21 protein-coding genes are annotated in these 18,419 nt (G+C 36.0%); 11 read left to right on the top strand and 10 right to left on the bottom strand.

Annotation, left to right across the window (positions count from 1 at the left end):
* Nucleotides 1-16: 16 nt before the first annotated feature.
* The 4 genes from BLS98_RS03835 to BLS98_RS03820 form a co-directional block, all read right to left on the bottom strand.
* Complete coding sequence (locus tag BLS98_RS03835; RefSeq protein ID WP_089733748.1) at nt 17-511, bottom strand: hypothetical protein; 495 nt, start codon at nt 509-511, stop codon at nt 17-19.
* Nucleotides 512-627: 116 nt separating this feature from the next.
* Nucleotides 628-978: an immunity 51 family protein gene (locus BLS98_RS03830; RefSeq protein WP_089733746.1), complete on the bottom strand. Its 351-nt coding sequence runs from the start codon at nt 976-978 to the stop codon at nt 628-630.
* A 490-nt stretch (nt 979-1,468) separates the two neighbouring features.
* Nucleotides 1,469-3,244: a S41 family peptidase gene (locus BLS98_RS03825; protein ID WP_167356163.1), complete on the bottom strand. Its 1,776-nt coding sequence runs from the start codon at nt 3,242-3,244 to the stop codon at nt 1,469-1,471.
* Between the two features lie 76 nt (nt 3,245-3,320).
* Complete coding sequence (locus BLS98_RS03820) at nt 3,321-3,824, bottom strand: DinB family protein (RefSeq protein ID WP_089733743.1); 504 nt, start codon at nt 3,822-3,824, stop codon at nt 3,321-3,323.
* Between the two features lie 169 nt (nt 3,825-3,993).
* Here BLS98_RS03820 and BLS98_RS03815 point away from each other — a divergent pair, with 169 nt between their 5' ends.
* Nucleotides 3,994-5,136, top strand: coding sequence for a tetratricopeptide repeat protein (locus BLS98_RS03815; protein ID WP_111994802.1), 1,143 nt, complete (start codon nt 3,994-3,996; stop codon nt 5,134-5,136).
* 92 nt (nt 5,137-5,228) lie between these two features.
* Here BLS98_RS03815 and BLS98_RS03810 read toward each other — a convergent pair whose 3' ends face one another.
* Nucleotides 5,229-5,993: a hypothetical protein gene (locus BLS98_RS03810; RefSeq protein WP_181575107.1), complete on the bottom strand. Its 765-nt coding sequence runs from the start codon at nt 5,991-5,993 to the stop codon at nt 5,229-5,231.
* A 531-nt stretch (nt 5,994-6,524) separates the two neighbouring features.
* Between BLS98_RS03810 and BLS98_RS03805 the strand changes: the two genes are divergently transcribed.
* The 9 genes from BLS98_RS03805 (at nt 6,525) to BLS98_RS03765 (ending at nt 12,836) form a co-directional block, all read left to right on the top strand.
* Nucleotides 6,525-6,941, top strand: coding sequence for a GNAT family N-acetyltransferase (locus BLS98_RS03805; RefSeq protein ID WP_089733739.1), 417 nt, complete (start codon nt 6,525-6,527; stop codon nt 6,939-6,941).
* Nucleotides 6,942-6,988: 47 nt separating this feature from the next.
* Nucleotides 6,989-7,714, top strand: a complete 726-nt coding sequence (locus tag BLS98_RS03800) for a class I SAM-dependent methyltransferase (RefSeq protein WP_089733737.1) — start codon at nt 6,989-6,991, stop codon at nt 7,712-7,714.
* A 78-nt stretch (nt 7,715-7,792) separates the two neighbouring features.
* On the top strand, nt 7,793-8,131 hold the full coding sequence (locus BLS98_RS03795) for a nuclear transport factor 2 family protein (protein ID WP_089733735.1): 339 nt from the start codon (nt 7,793-7,795) through the stop codon (nt 8,129-8,131).
* A gap of 159 nt (nt 8,132-8,290) precedes the next feature.
* Nucleotides 8,291-9,241: a helix-turn-helix domain-containing protein gene (locus tag BLS98_RS03790; protein ID WP_089733733.1), complete on the top strand. Its 951-nt coding sequence runs from the start codon at nt 8,291-8,293 to the stop codon at nt 9,239-9,241.
* 14 nt (nt 9,242-9,255) lie between these two features.
* Nucleotides 9,256-9,996 (top strand): GNAT family N-acetyltransferase, encoded by a 741-nt coding sequence (locus BLS98_RS03785; protein ID WP_089733731.1) that lies wholly within the window; start codon nt 9,256-9,258, stop codon nt 9,994-9,996.
* Between the two features lie 19 nt (nt 9,997-10,015).
* Nucleotides 10,016-10,582: a Crp/Fnr family transcriptional regulator gene (locus tag BLS98_RS03780; RefSeq protein ID WP_089734431.1), complete on the top strand. Its 567-nt coding sequence runs from the start codon at nt 10,016-10,018 to the stop codon at nt 10,580-10,582.
* A 193-nt stretch (nt 10,583-10,775) separates the two neighbouring features.
* Entirely contained in the window at nt 10,776-11,855 is a 1,080-nt protein-coding gene (locus BLS98_RS03775; protein ID WP_089733729.1) for a DUF418 domain-containing protein, read from the top strand.
* A gap of 180 nt (nt 11,856-12,035) precedes the next feature.
* A complete protein-coding gene (locus tag BLS98_RS03770) occupies nt 12,036-12,335 on the top strand; it encodes a thioredoxin family protein (RefSeq protein WP_089733727.1) in 300 nt (99 codons plus the stop codon).
* A gap of 12 nt (nt 12,336-12,347) precedes the next feature.
* Entirely contained in the window at nt 12,348-12,836 is a 489-nt protein-coding gene (locus tag BLS98_RS03765; protein ID WP_089733725.1) for a DUF2938 domain-containing protein, read from the top strand.
* A 175-nt stretch (nt 12,837-13,011) separates the two neighbouring features.
* On the opposite strand, the gene BLS98_RS03760 is transcribed toward BLS98_RS03765, so the two are convergent.
* The 3 genes from BLS98_RS03760 to BLS98_RS03750 all read right to left on the bottom strand — a co-directional run bounded on the left by BLS98_RS03760 (nt 13,012) and on the right by BLS98_RS03750 (nt 14,834).
* Nucleotides 13,012-13,572, bottom strand: coding sequence for a DUF6624 domain-containing protein (locus BLS98_RS03760; protein WP_089733723.1), 561 nt, complete (start codon nt 13,570-13,572; stop codon nt 13,012-13,014).
* Nucleotides 13,573-13,642: 70 nt separating this feature from the next.
* Complete coding sequence (locus tag BLS98_RS03755; RefSeq protein ID WP_089733721.1) at nt 13,643-14,209, bottom strand: AAA family ATPase; 567 nt, start codon at nt 14,207-14,209, stop codon at nt 13,643-13,645.
* A 268-nt stretch (nt 14,210-14,477) separates the two neighbouring features.
* Nucleotides 14,478-14,834: a winged helix-turn-helix transcriptional regulator gene (locus BLS98_RS03750; RefSeq protein ID WP_089733720.1), complete on the bottom strand. Its 357-nt coding sequence runs from the start codon at nt 14,832-14,834 to the stop codon at nt 14,478-14,480.
* Nucleotides 14,835-15,169: 335 nt separating this feature from the next.
* Here BLS98_RS03750 and BLS98_RS03745 point away from each other — a divergent pair, with 335 nt between their 5' ends.
* Complete coding sequence (locus BLS98_RS03745) at nt 15,170-15,949, top strand: MBL fold metallo-hydrolase (protein ID WP_089733718.1); 780 nt, start codon at nt 15,170-15,172, stop codon at nt 15,947-15,949.
* 218 nt (nt 15,950-16,167) lie between these two features.
* Here the strand turns inward: BLS98_RS03745 and putP are convergent, their stop codons facing one another.
* Both putP and BLS98_RS03735 read right to left on the bottom strand, forming a co-directional pair.
* Nucleotides 16,168-17,667, bottom strand: coding sequence for a sodium/proline symporter PutP (gene putP / locus BLS98_RS03740; RefSeq protein ID WP_089734429.1), 1,500 nt, complete (start codon nt 17,665-17,667; stop codon nt 16,168-16,170).
* A 90-nt stretch (nt 17,668-17,757) separates the two neighbouring features.
* The gene (locus BLS98_RS03735) at nt 17,758-18,405 is read right to left on the bottom strand and encodes a hypothetical protein (RefSeq protein WP_089733716.1); all 648 of its coding nucleotides are present in this window, start codon (nt 18,403-18,405) and stop codon (nt 17,758-17,760) included.
* Nucleotides 18,406-18,419 lie beyond the last annotated feature (14 nt).

Raw genomic sequence — 18,419 nt, 5'->3', positions numbered from 1 at the left:
TGTAAACCTATTATGATTAATTAAAATAATACGTTGCAGTAAGATCTCCATTAAAATCAGGTTGGTTTTCCTGTTTCCTTGTATTGAGTTCAAAAAGTCTTTCTCCATTTTTATTGCCGGCACGTATTTTTAATGAAAACCATCCGTTTTCCAAATTCAGGCGGATACTGTTTTCATCGTTAATGGTAGAAATATCTCGTAAATAACCAATGCCAACCACTCTCAACTCGTTATTGGAAGTCTGAAATATCCAGCCATCAGACTGTGCAGCAACCTCTTCATTTCCCAATACCCGATCTTCATTAGCAGAAATGCAGAATGAATAATAATCGTCTTCTACTCCTATCACTGGAATAGCAATTCCTGATCTTGTTATTACATCTCCATGCTCATTTTCTACAAAATATTTCAGGATATTATTTCCCGGCAGATTATGATCCTGCAGATATTTTGCTAAGAGCTCCGGGCTGTATATGACAAAACCTTTGAGTTCTGAAAATATTTTCTTCATATTATTTTTTATTAGATTGGTTTAAAATATTGTTTGCCAAATCCGGCTATCTCTTTTTTATTAGATACCGATAGACCTCATCCCCAAAAGCAAGCGTATTATCTTTTAATTGAGAATCAATCCAGTTCTGCTCTTGAAAACAAATCTGTTATCACAGCTTCATCTTCACAGGCTTTTTTAAAATCCAGAATAAAATCCTGTAACTTATTTCCTTCTGAAGAATAAGCACAAAACATTCCTCCTTCAGGATCAAATCGTATACTTTCGCCTAGATCCGGTCTTTTCTCAGCCAGAAAAACCTGAGCTAAAGAACCCCAGTCGTAGCCATTTCCTTCAAAACCTTCATCTGCTCTGGTATTAAAGACTTCCTGCTTATAACTTCCAACATCCAGACATACCGAAAAGCTACCCGCATGTTCTACCCAGAAAAAAGGCTTAATTGTTTCCTTAAAATGATTAATGTCCATATTATTAGTATTTTTAATTCAGTTCTTTTTCGGCATTAACAAATACCTTCTGAAACAAAGGCTTCAGAAAATAGTTTAAAATGAATGGATAATTGTAAATGTTGGGGATCAGATACTAACCGAATAGCTTTTGTTCTTTTCCCACTTAGAATATTAAGAGTCCTTTTTAATTACTGTCATAGTCTGTAAATTTTAGTCGTTAATAATACTTTGTTCTGTGTGATGGTAAAACAAATATAAAGCGGTTATTTATATTCAAAAAATTTTAAGACCTCAATCTGAAAATTTGTAGTAGTTCTACGACTTTTGCATTATATTTCTATCATTTTAGATATATAAAAACCAGTAAACACCTCTATTTTAAAATCATACCAAAGAAAAAATACATTTATAAAAAACTAAATTTTCACACTAACATGGGAAATAATCAACCTTTTTCAAGATATTCAAATAAAATGGCTACAGATTAATTCTCTGCAGCCATTTTATTTTATTGATTATGTTGTTTCTGGAGTTCCAATGCTTTTTTCAGATAAACATCTGTTTGATCTAAAAATTCCTGACGGGTTGGCTGTATTTCATAGTATGGAATAATCCCCTGCCCTTTTTTCTGATCCGGAAGGTTTTGAGCATCCTGAATAACATGAACGATAGAAAATCCTGTCTGAATACCAGTATTGGGAAGCTCATACACTAACGGAAGATGACCGTTATGTTCGTAATATCCACCAACCGTTTCTTTGCCAATCACAATAGCGTTGGTATAGGATTTTATTAAAGAGGCCAAATGAGAAGCTGCGGAAGCTACACGTTGATCTACCAGAAGATAAAGCTGTCCCTTAAAAGTTCTTTCATTAGGTAAAATTAAAGGATTTTTATCGTCTGCCCAATAATATTTGCCCTGAGTCTCTTTAGGATAAAGCTGTTTAAGGTAAGCATTGACTCCCTGTTTATCTTTCACTCCATTGGAAAGGAAAAGAGGGGTAATTACCAGTTTTTCTTCCATGGGGACTTCGTTAAACCAGGTATAAGCATAATGACTGTCTCGGAAAGGCCTTTGGGTGAGATAAGTAAAAACTTTTTCATAAAGTGCTCCGGTTCCGCCTGTATTTCCTCTCAGATCAATGATAAGATTGGTTATTTTATCGCGTTCCAAAGTATCCATCATCTGCTCAAGAAAAGCACTGAATTTGTTATACGCCGGATCTTCTTTACCTGTTGCAAAATCAAATCCTCTTACTGATAAACGGTATACCTTATCACTTTCTTTGGTAAGGCTGTATTTTTCAGCCATCAGTTTTTTATCCAGGGTAAGTGAATGTCTTGATTCCTGAAGTTTTTTAAAAGCTTCCAATGAAATTCCTGGTAAAGTAGCCTCATGAGTATGGCCATTCCACTGATATTTGATGCTGTATTCTTGATGGGTTCCGAATTCTATATAAAATTTATCCAGCATTCCCCTTTCAAAGCCTGCTGTTTCCCTGTAAGGCATAGAAAAACCATCAGAAAAATAGTATTGGGAAAAACGATTAATCATTTCTTTGGCAGGAATCCCATTAATGGAAATAATTTCGGCAGCAAGCGGAATTATATTATCCTTTGAATCCTGCAGCAAATGGCCATCAATATTTTTCAGAGTGATGGGAAGGTATTCGGGCTTCTGAGTCAAATAATAAGAAGCATGATTAGGAAGATCCGTATAATTATGGCAGCTGCCTTCAAAACCTGTAACTTTGGCTATTATCTTATAGAAATCGAAAATATTTTTACTGTTCGCTGCTGCTTCCTCTGCTTTTTGATATAAGCTGTCTATCTGCTGTCTGCTTCTGTAAACATACAATCCTGAATTTGCCTTTTCTCTGATGGAACGGAAAACCCGTAAGTCTTCCACAAACTGAGCTGAAGTAAGCTGTTCATCCAGGATAGGAACCGTTTTGGATTCTGTAATGGAAATTGTAGAAGGTTTTGTTTTTTCAACGTAAGATTTTGCCCAAACCTTCAGTTCATATTTCTTTCCTTTTTCAGGAGTATAAAAAAGCCTTTCCACACTTTTTATCCCTCTGGAGTCATCCTGTTCCTTTATTTTTTTACCATTCATAAACAGGGCTACCGCAACATTAGCATTGTTTGACTGAACAGTAACCCATCCCAGCTTATGAGATTGTGGAGAATATTTTAACGTATCGCCCGGTTTTAATTCAATATCTGTTTGTCCGTATACAGAATTTACCAGCAGCAATAAAGGAATTATAAAGGGTTTGGTCATTATTAATTTTTGAACGGCAATATACAAATTACCCGTCATCATTTTAATGACTCCAGACCATTGATAATGCTGAAATCTAAAGCTTCACACTTAAATCCTGAACTTCTTCTGCTGAAAAACCAAAAATCTGAGGCGTCTTGATATCCAAAAGATTGAGGTAAATATAGAGTTCTGCCCTATGGTGGATCTCATGCTCTACCATTGCTCTAAGCCATTTCCATATAGAGATTGGATTATTGGCTGGGGTAAGGCATTTACGGTTAAGATCTTCATCTGAAAGCCCTTTAATAATTTCCAAGGTCTGGTTATGCATCTCATTGAAAAAAGCTACACTATTTTCATAGCCGTCTGCCAGTTCTTTTCCACATCCCGGATAAGCACTTTCTCTTCCTGAAATGGTTTCACCATACATATACCTTTCTATAGTTGCAATATGCCTTATCTGATCCCCGATGGTAAATTTTCCCGGTTTATAAGAGAAATCAATATGTTCTGGAGGGACAATTTCAATAATTTTGTTGGTTCTCGCCCTGATTTTTTCATAATAATCTATGAATGATGCTACAGATGTAATTTCCATTTCTAAAGGTTTATATTAATGATTTGTCTATTGTGAATATAAGAAATCCTAACTATTTATTTTTCTCTTATCACACTTGTTTGTTAAAATTTCAAAAAAATCACTAACAAGTGAGGATAAAATTTGCAGGTATAATAAATAACTAATATTTTAGGTATAAAAATTAATAATGATGAAAATATGGCTTTCTATCCTTCTTATTGGCCTAAGTTTCAAAACGGTAATGGCCCAGACCCCGAAAATTGATACAGAGAAGCTGCTTGAATATTATGAGAATCAACGGTATGCAGATGCTGCCCAGTATCTACAAAGTATTTATCCTGCTGATACACAGGATATAAAAGCATTGACGCAAATCGCTTATTGCCAAATGATGGCCGGGAAACTTCCGGATGCAGAAAAAAGCTATACAAAAGTGAATACCCTTCAACCCAACAGTATTCCTGTTCTTTTCAGTCTGGCCAATATCAATTCCAGAAGAGGAAATATTACGAATGCCAAAACGTATCTTCAACAGATTATTCAGCTAGACAGCCAAAACTTCACTGCTTACAAACAAATGGCAGCTTATACGGATACTCCTGAAACCAAACTTGAATACCTTAAAAAAGCCAACAGTTTGAATGCTACTGATCCTGATATTGCCTATGATCTGGCCATGGTTTACAATGGTCTCAAGCAGTTTCAGCCAGCTTATGATGTTTTGAAAACAGCCATCGCTGCCGATCCGGAAAACTTTACATTGCAACAGACCCAACTCCCTATCTCCAACCGTTTGGGTAAATATCACGAGGTTATTGAAACTGGTGAGAAGTTATTAAAAGTTCATGCGGATGCTAATGTCATGAATGAAATGGGGCAAGCTTATTTCTATGTAAAAAATTACCAGCGCTGCGTTGAGCTTTATAAAGTGTTGGAAGATCTGGGAATGCAGAATGAAGGAACACTATATTACATGGCATTAAGTTATCGCGAACTGAAAGATTATAATAGGGCTGCAATCTACGCCCAGAAAACAATTGATGAAGCCATTTCAGACCACACCACTCTTTATTATGCTGCGCTGGCAGGAATTTACGAAGCTAAAAACCAGTACAATGATGCAGTAACAGCTTATAAAAGAGGACTAACCTTTGGCGCCAGCAATATTATTTATTATCGTTTAGGCCTTTTATATGATCTTAATCTGAAACAGCCTAAAAATGCTGTAACCTACTATCATTTGTACCTTAAGAACAATCCGGATCAGGAAAAGGAAAAAGAACAGATCTCCTATGCTCGGGACAGAATTACTCTGCTTGCCGTAAAATAATTTAAAGAGATTCTTCGCTGCTCTCAGAATGACAAAAGTCTAATTTTTAACTTATGTATGGTTGTGAATTGCATTAATTTCAGATATCAGATTTAATATGACATTTCCAGTTCGTCAAAATCCTTGATTTCCGTAAGGGTAAGCAATTTGGTAATTTTGATATTGGTCCAGGTGGTTTCGAATATTTCGTCTCCGCCTACTGCTTCCTCATTGGTATTGGTATCTTTCCGTTTCTTTTTTGTTGAAAAATTGATACTGGTTGCACTGTTTACCAATGGCCCATTATTGGAACTTTCATCATATCCAATCAGTTCAAAGCCAGCATTCTGATACCTGAATATATACCGCCAATATCCATATCTCCCATGGGCATAATGAACAATCAGGTTTCCTTTTTCAGCTTCTACAAGAAGTTCCGGAGAATAATAAACGCCTCCATCTTCATTTTCAGAGGAAAAACAACTGTCATTTTCAGCAGCCAGCTGATAACCATTCTGATTTTTAAAAAGTACTATAATACCACGACGGTTCATATCCAGCTTCCCTCGGGATTCATGGTTTACAATATTAGCAGCATCTATTTTTTTGATGATGAGCATACAGTCTTCCAATCCATCTTTATTGAGATCACCATAGGATTTTTCAAAAATTTTATACCCTTTTGGAACAAAATCAGCAGGATCCTTTTTTGTGTCAACAACTGTATGTAAAACTTCTACAGAGTCATTTGTATTTGCTTTTGCAGAAACAGCTTCATTTTTAGTTTGGGAAAGTTCTTTTTTTTCTTTTGAACAACTGCAAATGATAATAAATGAAGGGATTAAGATCCAGTTTAATCGGTTATAAAGTATTCTCATATTCATAGTTACAGGTGTAATGGCCAAATTTACATATTTAACTTGAATTGGCTACGCTAAAAAAACACCCATTAAAACACTGAATTGCAATAGATTATTCATTAAAATTACAAAATTAACTATCTTTAGAAATATAATTCAAACCATAAAGGATTAGATCCCCATATCGTTTCAAAAATTCCTTTTTTTATGTATTTCCCTATCCTAGGCTTAAAATCCAAATTGGAAAACGGTATCAAAACCAATACTACAGAGCAATGTGTTAACGATAACATTAATGAAATTGATCATTTAGTTGATGATATCCTCAAGTATATTTAAATTCAGAACACTTTATTAAAAAGCCCTGTACTTCAGAGAAATGCAGGGTTTTGTTATTTACATGTAAAAATTTTATCGATGATCATTCTTTTTATACATTCATACATTTTAATTGCAATTTTTCAAGCTTCTGTCACAGACTTTTTTGTAATTTAAACGGAATTTTAATCCATCCGACTTAATCTAAAGTCATTACATTACTATTTATCTATGAAACTAACCCAGAAAGACAAGATTACAGAAGAATATTATGATGTAGTATCTGAGCTTCTTTACAAGCATAATCTAAAACACACCAAAGAAATTGATAGCATCAACAAGCCTTTGGAAATCATAATCAATGACAACAAACAGGTAGTAGGAGGTTTGTATGGCCGTTCCATCTGGGGTACTTTGGAAATCCAAAAATTGGCTGTTTCTGAAGAGTACAAAAACAGAGGGTTGGGAAGGCAATTGGTTCATGCAGCCATAGAGGAAGCCAGGGTAAGAAACTGTGAGTATGTTGCATTAAATACATTCAGTTTTCAGGCTCCTGAGTTCTATGAAAAACTGGGTTTTGAGAAAATAGGAACTGAGCATGATTTTCCCAAAGGTTTTGAAAAATACTATTACAGAAAAACTTTATAAAACGTAATAAAGATAATTTTTTATCACAATAATTTTAAGATCATACTATGAAGCAGAATATTTATGACAACCCAGAGTTTTTCAGCGGATATAAAGCCCTCCGTGACGGAGACAAAGGATTGAATGATTTATTGGAGCAACCGGTAATAAAGAGATTAATGCAGCCTATTAAGGATAAAACCATTCTGGATATGGGATGTGGTCTGGGCCATCAGGTTCGGGAGTTATTGAAACAAAATCCAAAACAAATTACAGGATTGGATATTTCACAGAAAATGCTGAATGAAGCCCAAAGCAGAACTTCATCTTCTATTGTAGAATGGGTATGTTCAGCACTGGAAGATTTTGATTTTGGTATCAACAGATTTGATCTTGTTATAAGTTCAATGACCTTACACTATATTGAAAATCTGGATACTCTTTTTCAAAAAATATATGATGGATTAAACGCTGGCGGACAATTTTTATTTTCGATGGAACATCCCATTTGCACAGCCGCATTAAAGCCTTGGCAAGAGTTGAATGGTGAAAAATATTGGCCAATCAACCATTATTCTGAAGAGACCCTCCGAAAACAGGACTGGTTTGTAAAAAATGTAGAAAAATATCATCATCAATTAAGTACGATTGTCAATGCCCTATTAAAAGCTGGTTTTATCTTAAAAAACCTGGAAGAGCCAAGCCCTGCTCAAGAACTTTTACAACTTCGGCCTGATTTTGAACAACATATCCACCGTCCTCCTATTGTGATTATGAATGTTGAAAAAAATTAGATTTACAATTATTTTGTGACGATCATCACAAAGAAGATCGCTCCTGATCCTTTAATTTTGCTTATATAAAACAATATTATGAACAATACAATCCAAAATGTCGCAGAACAGTTTATTCAGTATTTAAATGAGGAAGATTTCGACAAAGCAGAAAGCTGCCTTGATCCTGAGTTTAAATTTCTAGGTGTCCTGGGAACAAGAGAGGGAGCCTCAGTGTATATGAAAGACATGAGGCAGATGAAATTTAAGTATCAGATTATGAAAACCTTCACCGCAGGGGAAGATGTTTCGTTCTGGTATATGATTGATATGGGAAATAAAACCATAGAGGCTTCAGGATGGTATCAGATTACGGATGGCAAGATCCATTCTTTAAAAGTAGTATTTGATCCAAGATCATTGCTGAACGAGCAGTAATTGTTTTTCAAATAGTATATAATAAGGCCGCCATTCCTGAGGAATGGCGGCCTTATTCAAACTTTCTATGGAATTTATAGATGCTTTTACTATACAAAAACCGGGATGTATACCTATCTTTAGGGCAACTGAACCTTCCAGGAAAACTAATAATTGAATATGAAACAATCTGAGATCAGGGAACTAAAAAATGAACAGGATTTTAAAGATTTTTATCTGAATGATGCCCCTGCTTCCTTCTGCGAAGAATGTAGTAATATTACGTATACCCATGGAAGCGGCTTTCTGGAAATCGCTAAACTGGAAGAACTTAAAAAAGGACAAAAACCTATAGAAGGAAAACAGACAAGGCGGAAGTTTTACAGCGTTATCCTGCTTACAGAAGGAGAAATAGAGGAAAATATTGGCCATAATCTCTATCACTTCTTACCTGGAACCCTTTATTTCATCGGAGAAAATCAGCTTCATGCCGTGGAGCGATGGAGCAATGATGTGAAAGGAATTTTCTGCATGTTTGATGCCGATTATTTTTTGCTGTGTATTAAACATCAGATTAAGCTCAATCAGTTTCCTTTCTTTCAGGTCAATCAGGAACCGTTCATCAAGCTTTCAGAAAGGGAAACCCAAATGATGGAGCATCTTTTCTGGAAATTAAACAGCGAAAAATGTCAAAAAACCACCTTCAATGATGATCTTCTAACCCGCATGTTTCTGAATGTTATCCTTTTGGAAGCAGAACGTATTTACAATAAACAAACCTCTCCCGATGCCTTCTCTTTATCCAGGAAAGACCAGCTGGCAGCACAGTTTCAATTACTAATCAACCAGCATTTTATGGATAAAAAGCAGGTTTCAGACTATGCTGAACTTCTGCATGTACATCCCAACCACCTTAACGATGTGATAAAAGAGGTTTCCGGATTTCCTGCCAGTCATTTTATTCAGAAGCAGCTGATCCAGGAAGCCAAGTCAAGACTTATCCAAACCACGGATACCGTATCTATGATTGCCATGGAGCTTAACTTTACGGATGATTCCTACTTTGGACGCTTTTTTAAAAAACAAACCGGTATTACCCCACTTCAATACCGTAAAAACCATAAACATTAATCCAATTAAACAGAATGCACACCAGCAAAATCACCTCTCCCATTGTTCAGGAATACTGGAAAGATCAGTTTCAGGGAGAAATTCTCTGCAACAATTCTACTTTCATTTTATTTTTGAATGATGATCTGGAGGAAGACAGCCAGATTATGACCCTGGAATTTCCATCCGGAATCAGTTGGGCAACTATCAATTCAAAAGCGGCCCGTTATTTCAAAAATACCAATCTTACTGCTCTTGATTTTGAAAAATTTGTCAATACTTTAAAGGATAAAGAAATCTTTCTATACGGAGCAGACTATATTTTTTATTTCCCTGAAGAGGAGAAAGCCAACATTCTAAATCTTGGTTCATCGGAGAACACCCGTCCTTTAACAGAAGATGATGCTGAACATTTTTCTATGTTTGAATCTTTATCTACGGAAGAAGATCTGGATGGCGCTTTTGTAGAACTTGATCATTGGAAAGTATATGGAATTTTCGAAAATAATCAACTGGTTGCTGCAACAAGTATGTACCCTTGGCAGGATACTCAATTATCTGATATAGGTGTTATTACATTAGATCAGTTCAGAGGAAAAGGATATGCTAAACAGGCTGTCGCGATTATTTCAAAAGCAGCATTAGAAGAGGGTTATGAACCACAATACCGCTGTCAGCTGGATAATACAGCATCTGTTGCACTGGCTAAAAAACTGAATTTGAGCTTATTTGCCAAATGGAATTTTATTTCACCTGAATCTATCGAGAAATTATAACTGGGGAACGCTTACTACTATGACAGAACATATTGAAAAAATTCAGGCTCTTATTTCCCGATTTGACAAAGAAACACTTGAAGCTCTTGACAGAATAACCATTACAGAAAAGCTTAAAAAAGGAGATATTCTTTTAAATCAAGGAGAAGTATGCAGAAAAAGCCATCTCATTCTTGATGGGGTTGCCCGAAAATTTACTTACGCTGATAAAAAGGAACTCACTACAGAGTTTTTCTTTAAAGATGATATTGCCATTTCCTTTAAAAGCTACATCAATCAGAATCCCAGTAAAGAGGTTATTGAATGTCTTAGTGATGTAATGGTAGAATCGGTAGATTATAAAGCCTTTGAAATCGCAAAACAAAAGTTTTCTTTATTAATGGAATATGATATTCTTCTGACAGAATTATACATCATCTGGCTGGAGGACAGACTTTTTAACTTCCATGCCCTGAATGCAACAGAGCGATATGAAGAACTTCTGAAAAAATCTCCGGAATATTTTCATCACCTTAAACTTACCCATATTGCTTCTTATCTCGGAATTTCTTTGGAAACACTGAGCAGAATCCGGGCGAAAAAGTGAATGAGATGGAAGCTGGGAGCGGGAGGCTGGAAGTTCTATATAGGTTTGATACCTATGTACATCTTTTGAATTAATTGAAGCTAATCATAGATTCATAAACCTCAATACCTTCCCAACCTTCCCTTATTTTTTGACTTTTATCAAAGGAATCCCCAACCTTAATCTTGATTTTTGCTGCAAATTATCATGCAGTATGAAAAAAAGAATCATCGGATTTGATCTGGCCCGGGCGTATGCTATTTTCGGGATGTTTATTGTCAATTTTAATATGGTATTCGGGAGTCATGACGATTCTTCTCTTCTTGGAAAGTTTTTGGTTCTTTTCAGCGGACATTCCAGCACTGTATTTGTGATCCTTGCAGGAATGGGTGTAGCACTGATGACCAACAGGCTTCCGGAGTATACTCCGGAAGACAGGAAAAGGCTCCGTTATACCATCCTTAAAAGAGCAGCCTTCCTTTTTATATTCGGGATGTTATTTTGTTTGTGGTGGCCTGCGGATATTCTCCATCTTTATGGTGGTTATATGAGTATAGGTGCGTTGCTGGTATTTATGGATAAAAAGTATTATCTGATTGCTGCTGCAATTGTTATGGTGATATTTCATCTTTTGCTGCTGATGATTCCGTTTGAAACCGGATGGGATCTGGTGACTCTTGAATATTCGGATTTCTGGACAATTTCCGGATTTATCAGAAATACATTTTACAATGGCTGGAATCCTATATTTCCATGGTTTGCTTATTTTGCAATCGGGCTTTATCTGGGACGACTTGACTGGAACTTGAAGCAGACTCAAAAAAAGATCTTCATTACAGGTCTTATTTTATATCTCCTTGTTGAAGGAATTCGCTATGGAAGTAGTTTTATGAATCTGAGTACAGAAACCCGCGAATTCATCTATGCAGATTATATTCCGCCTGTTTTGCCTTTTCTCCTGAATACAATTGGGTTTGGAATGATGCTTATTACAGGTTTTATGGTGATCAGTCAATACATTTCTGAAAAATCATGGGCGATAGATCTGGCAAGAACCGGGCAGATGACGCTTACTCATTATGTATCTCATTTAAGCATCGGACTTATTGTACTGGCTTTATTTCAGGGGAAAAACTATTCGGAAGTGATGGATGGAAAAAATATGCTGGAACCTCTTTATATTCTGCTGTACTCTGTAGTATTTTTTCTTCTCAGTATGTATTTCAGTAAGATTTGGGGCAAAAAATTCAAACAGGGTCCTCTAGAAATGCTAATGCGAAAAATAACAGGTTAAAAATATAAATCATTTACAATCAATAAATACAACCCGTTATAAAATACTCTAGTAACTTCAAGCCTCCCGCTCCCAGCTTCCCTCTCTTAAAAATCTTTGATTTGTACCATTTTCACCCTGATTTGTGTCAGCAAAACTGCATAAGGCAACTCTAATTTTGTATCAATAAATTTTATAACAATGACAGAGAGAAATCAGAACGTACAGGAAATTGATTCATTGATGCTTTTTCAGTTTTATGCTGAATGGTGCCATCCATGCAAAATGATGATGCCCGTAGTGAATACATTAAAAGTAAAACTGGAAGACTGGTTGAATGTACATCAGGTGGATGTGGATGAACAACAGGAACTAGCCGTTAAATACGGGATCAGATCTGTTCCTACATTTGTGGTGTTAAAAAACAATGTAGAGGTTTGGCGCAGCTCTGGAGTGCTTTCGGAATCAGTATTAGAAGACAAACTAATCAGTTTAAAATAAATCTGAATAAAAATGAATGTGTTAATTGATGCTGTGTTACTTGGTGTAGGAGCGACTATCTTTATGGATGTGTACGCTCTTCTCATCAAGAAATTCTGGAATATCCCATCCCTCGACTATCGTATTTTAGGACGTTGGATCGGACATTTCAAAGATGGAACTTTCAGCCATCCTAATATTATACAGGCCACTCCTATTGAGGGAGAAAAAGCTATCGGATGGATAGCTCACTACTCCATCGGGATTGTATTCGCTTATCTATTACTTTTCATTTGGGGTGAAGACTGGCTAGTGCATCCTACGGCTTTTCCACCTGTATTTATTGGCCTTGCCACCACCATAGCTCCATGGTTCATGATGCAGCCTGCTTTTGGTTTTGGTATTGCGGCTTCTAAACTCCCTAACCCTACCATTGCCAGACTGCGGAGTCTTCAAGCACATCTTATGTATGGTATTGGATTATATCTGGCGGGGCTACTTATTTCAAGCCTCTTCAAATAAACAAAACTGGTTGAGAAAATTATAATTATAGATTTCGAACCCAGAGTGTGATCTCAAATATGCAATAGAACGGGCTTCGGTCCGTTTTTTTAGGATATAGACCGATGAGTAATGAGTAATGAGTAATCAAAAATACTCAAATCATCATCTTAACCCAAACTTTGAACATTGAACCTTACATCCATCCCACTTTCTTTCTCCAAGAGATATATTCCTGATCTCTGCTGTCTATTTCAGGAATTTCTTCCAGATCTGGAATTTGATTAATTTCTTTTTCTGATAATGGAAGTAAATTGACTTCTTCCCTTTCTCTGTTCAGGTTTTCTTTGTCTTCCACTGGAAAAGGAATTCCACCGGCAATAAGCTGAGTTCCATATTTTTGAGGTTTGCCCTGAAAAACATGGATGCGATCATGGAGATATGCCCTATTTTTTGGATTAATGTCATGACTGTTTTCCATCATCATCCTGTAGCATTCCTTCATAAATTTAGGCTCACCAATAGAATGCTGAATGATAAGCCATGCAGCATCACTTGCTTTTTGACCGACCTTAGAGATCGTTGGAAATCCTATTTCACTTATGATTTCCCGAAGCCTTTGGGCATTGCTTTTATGCACAGCTTCCATTTCCGGGTGGTACCCTCTTGCTAACTTTCCTTCAGCAGACAATCTTTCTCTTACCGCAAGATCATATTCTGCAAGATCTATTAATTCTTTTTCAAATGGATAAGCCATTGTTTTACTATTTTTTTGACAGATATAAGTCTTTTAAAATTACAAAAAATAGCCTTGTAAAATTTGTATTTTATTGCATTCTTTCAATATGATCAAGAATAAATCTAATTCGTTGTTCTACGGTTACTTTTGGAACTTCAATAACGTGATAACCATATTCCAGATAGGTTTCATAGATACATTCAAAGGTATGTTCAGCCACTTCCAGAGTTTGCTTTCTTTCAGGATCATTTTCATAGATTTCTTTCCAGGGCGGAAGGATAAAAACATTTTTGTTATACATCATTTCACGGGCTGTTATGTCCATTTCTTCAGGAACAGGAAGCTTTTCTAACTTGAGATAGCCAATCGTATCTAATATTCCACGATCAAAAAAAACAGGATCATTCCCAGAAATCCGGACTATTTTTTGGAAGCTTTTTATAGAAGAATCAAACATCAATTTTGCAAAAAGGCCTTTATCAATCCATGGCAGCCCATTTCCATGGGAACTAAGCTGTTCTTTAATAATTCTTCGCCCTTCTTCTGCTACAGTTATGAATCCAATATCATTTAACCCGTTAAGCAAAGTGGTTTTGCCAGCTCCAGGACCTCCGGTAAGGATATAGAGTTTTTGATTTGTATTGTTATTATTCATTTTCAATTTTTAATGGGATTACATAATTTTTCAGGATTGTATTGAGAAAATTACATCAGAAAAGTCATTTCTGCTTACATTGGTAAATAGGAAAGAATACTGAGATTGTAAAGTCAGGTATAGAAGAATGTCCGAAAAAGGATATATAAACCCAGAATATTTCCGGAATAAGGGTACAATTCCGATAGAAACTCTAAGAAATAGTGAATCTACAAGGAATATCTGTAAAGTTAATTTATTTTTATGAAAATGAAAAATGAAGCATCAGCTATTCCTTGGGTGGAAAGGTAATTCCCGCATCCTGGATCAGATCATATCCATACGTCATAATGGTTTCAATAACAGGAATTGCTTTTTTCCCTTTTTCAGTAAGGCTATATTCTACTTTTGGAGGAACAACAGGAAAGACTTCACGATGAATCATTTCCCTACTTTCCAGCTCCCGAAGTTGGCTGGCCAGCATTTTGTCTGTGATATGAGGAATATCCTTTTTCAGCTCACTGAAACGAAGTGGTTTTTCCTGTAATCTCCACAATATAGGCATCTTCCAGGTTCCGCCAATATGGCTTAAAGCAAATTCAATTGGGGTATAATACAATCTTTTATCGTGGAAAAACTGAGGCATAATACTTTTTTATTGTTACGCTTTCAAAAAGGTCTACTGATATCTTATAAAGTTTATCGAATACGCTTTATCAGATACAATTTATTCTGATTGGTTGTAAAGAGCTGAAAGTTGAGACTTTTATCCGAGAAAAACAAATAGGGAGTATATTCTTTTTCATTTTAACTTATGATTATTTAAAGATAATTAAATTCCCTTCAAAATCCCGGAACCTTTTCACAATAGACCATCAATACAGCTAAAAGACACCGTATTCATCAGAAACTGAAAAGGATATTCTACTTATAATTTGTAATTTGTCAATGAAATTCTAACCTTAAAATATCCATGAAAATATGAAGAGAATACATCACCTCAACTGTGTGAGAATAGCCATCCCTATGAATGATGATGTCATTGGACATTGCCTGTTGATTGAAGAGGATGACAATCTGCTGCTGATAGATACCGGAGTGGGAATAAAGGATGTGGAACACCCAAACGAAAGGATTGGTAATGAATTAATTGAGCTTGCAGGGTTTCAATTTGACATGGAGGTTACAGCCTTTCATCAAATCCGGAAATTGGGATTAAACCCGACCCATGTAAAAGATTGTATTTTGAGCCACCTGGATGCCGACCATACCGGAGGACTTGCCGATTTTCCTGATGCCACCGTACATGTTTCCGCAGAAGAACTTATCAATTTCTACAGTGATAATCCACGGTATATTGAAAGTCATTTAGATCATAACCCTTCCATTAAAGAATATGGAATAGCTGATGAACAATGGTTTGGATTTGAAGCCAGAAAAGTGAATACTTCCCTGAAAACCCCAATTTATCTCATTCCGCTGTTTGGACATACGCTAGGACACTGCGGAATTGCTCTAGAATGGGAAGAAAAATGGTTCTTTTACATTGGAGATGCCTATTATCTGAGAGCAGAACTTGAAGACAAACAAAATCCAGCAGGTCAGTTGGCTGAAGCCAGAGCCGATGATAACACCAAACGCCTTGAATCTATGGAGAAAATAAAAACCCTGATGCAAGAGCATCCGGAAGTAGAAGTCTTCGGATATCATGACCGTGAAGAGTTTACAAAGTACAGTGCAAAAAGTCAAGTTGTATCATAGAATAAGAAAGCGGGAAGCGGGAGGCTGGAAGTTACTCTTCTGCCTATAATTCATGAAAGTAAACAAATTAAATCCTCTGCATAAAATAAGAAGATCACCTTTACTTCCAAGACTTTAATAACTTCCCTCTTCCAGCTCCCAGCTTCCTACCTCATAAAAAACACAAAACCCTCGCTTATTGGCAAGGGTTTGTTTTTTATATTAGATTATGGTTATCATTATGGCTCCTGCATAATTTTTTTAACCTCATTAAATTCACTTTCAATAACTGTATCAGGTTTATAGGTTACTAGAGAAACAATGATATTAGTTATTAAAGAAAGGATGAATCCCGGAATGATTTCATACCAGTCTTTCAATGGATGCTGAAGGTATACCCATGCCAGCACCGTAACTCCACCTACCAACATTCCAGCGAAACCTCCCTGCCATGTTGTTTTCTTCCACAAAAGAGACAAAAGAATCAATGGTCCGAATGCGGAACCGAAACCAGCCCAAGCATTTCCTACCAGGTTAAGAATACTGTCTTTTGGATCTAATGATAAAAGCCCGGCAATTACTGCGACCAATAAAACAGAAATTCTGCTCGCCATTAAAAGCTGTTTTGGTGTTGCTTTTTTATTCAGGAAAGCTTTATAAATATCTTCTGTTAATGAACTTGATGTTACCAATAACTGCGAAGAAATGGTACTCATTACTGCTGCCAAAATCGCCGTCAATAGGAATCCTGCAATAAACGGATGGAATAAAATACGGGAGAAGTAAATAAAAATAGTTTCTGCTTCTGTCTTTGATCCATCGAATTTCATCATAGTTTCTATATCGAACTTTTGCAGATAAGCAATTCCTACCAAACCAATAGCTAAAGCTCCTGCAACGGTAAAGATCATCCATGTAATCCCAATTCTTCTTGCTTTCACCAGATCTTTTGGCTTATCAATAGCCATAAAACGAACCAGAATATGTGGCTGACCACAGTATCCTAATCCCCACGCCAGTAAAGACATAATACTCACAGTAGTCGTTCCTCTGAATAAATCCAGATATTTTGGATCTTTAGCCTCAATTAGTGATAAAGTCTCTCCTACACCTCCAATCTGAATAATGGCTACAATAGGCACTATAACCAATGCCAACACCATAATGGTTCCCTGTACAAAATCCGTAAGACTTACTGCCAGAAATCCGCCTAAAAAGGTGTATAAAACTACAACTAAGCTTGTCAATAGTAATCCTACAGTATAATCCATTCCGAAAGCTGATTCGAAAAGTTTTCCACCGGATACCATTCCTGCTGAGGTGTACAGGGTAAAAAATACCAAAATAAAGATAGAAGAAGTAATCTTCAAAAGATGGTTTTTATTTTTAAACCTGTTTTCAAAAAATACGGGCAATGTAATGGCGTTTTGGGCGACTTCAGTATAAATCCTTAGCCTTGGTGCCACAATAATGTAATTAAGAAATGCTCCAAGTGTTAGCCCTATCGCAATCCAAGAGCTGGAAATACCGGAGAGATACATTGCTCCCGGAACTCCCATCAGCAGCCAGCCACTCATATCCGCAGCCCCTGCAGACAATGCTGTAACAGCAGGTCCCATTTTTCTTCCTCCAATTAAAAACTCTTCCGAGTTGTTTGTTGATTTTCTATAAGAATATATGCCTATACCTATCATTAATAACAGATACAACCCCACAGAAATCCCTTCATATACTTGCATATCATTTTTTTTATGAAGCCGAAGATAACCATTTTTTGAAAAATGGGAGGACTTTGCTCCCAAGCAGTATTATACATTAAATACAAAAAACTACTTCCAGCAAAGAGAATTGGCTACATATATATTTTCAAAAACCTCATACTTAAGTTGATTCTCTTCAGGTAAGAAACGATCATCCTTTTTGTGAATGAATACTTTTATCAGATCTCCTCTGTGATGATATCCATTTAGAACAATGGCTCGTAGCCATTTGGAATCTGTCATTTTTATACAGTTTGTAAATCGGATTGAAGGATCATCAACGTCAAGAAAACTTAAATTCAGATCATCTATCTGCATGTTTTCATCAACAATAAACTGGGTTAAATTTCTGGCAATATTAAATGCAGAAAAGTCATTAAATGCTTCATCAGCGCCTTTAAAATCAGTTTTAACGATATCTAGATACACTTTCTTTTCTGAAAATAAGTAGTCTTGGTGACGGATTTTCACATCTGAAGAAAACTCAATATGATTTCTTTTCAAGGCTCTCTTCCACTGATCTATCTTTTCTAACAAAGAATCATCTGAGTATTCCCATAAAAAAGAGAAAACATTTCCTTCTGCATCCAATAATTCTTCAAGCCTGAATTCTTCATTTTTTTCATAAAAGAACCATGAACTTGTAAATTGGTCCAATATCCCGGAATCAAGATATTTTGCTAAGTAATCATTATTTACATCTGCATAATACTTCATCTTGTTTTTCTCTT

Origin of the sequence: Chryseobacterium jejuense (assembly GCF_900100075.1) — a bacterium.
Taxonomy (GTDB): Bacteria; Bacteroidota; Bacteroidia; order Flavobacteriales; family Weeksellaceae; genus Chryseobacterium; species Chryseobacterium jejuense.
This window is presented reverse-complemented; position numbering and strand designations above follow the sequence as displayed.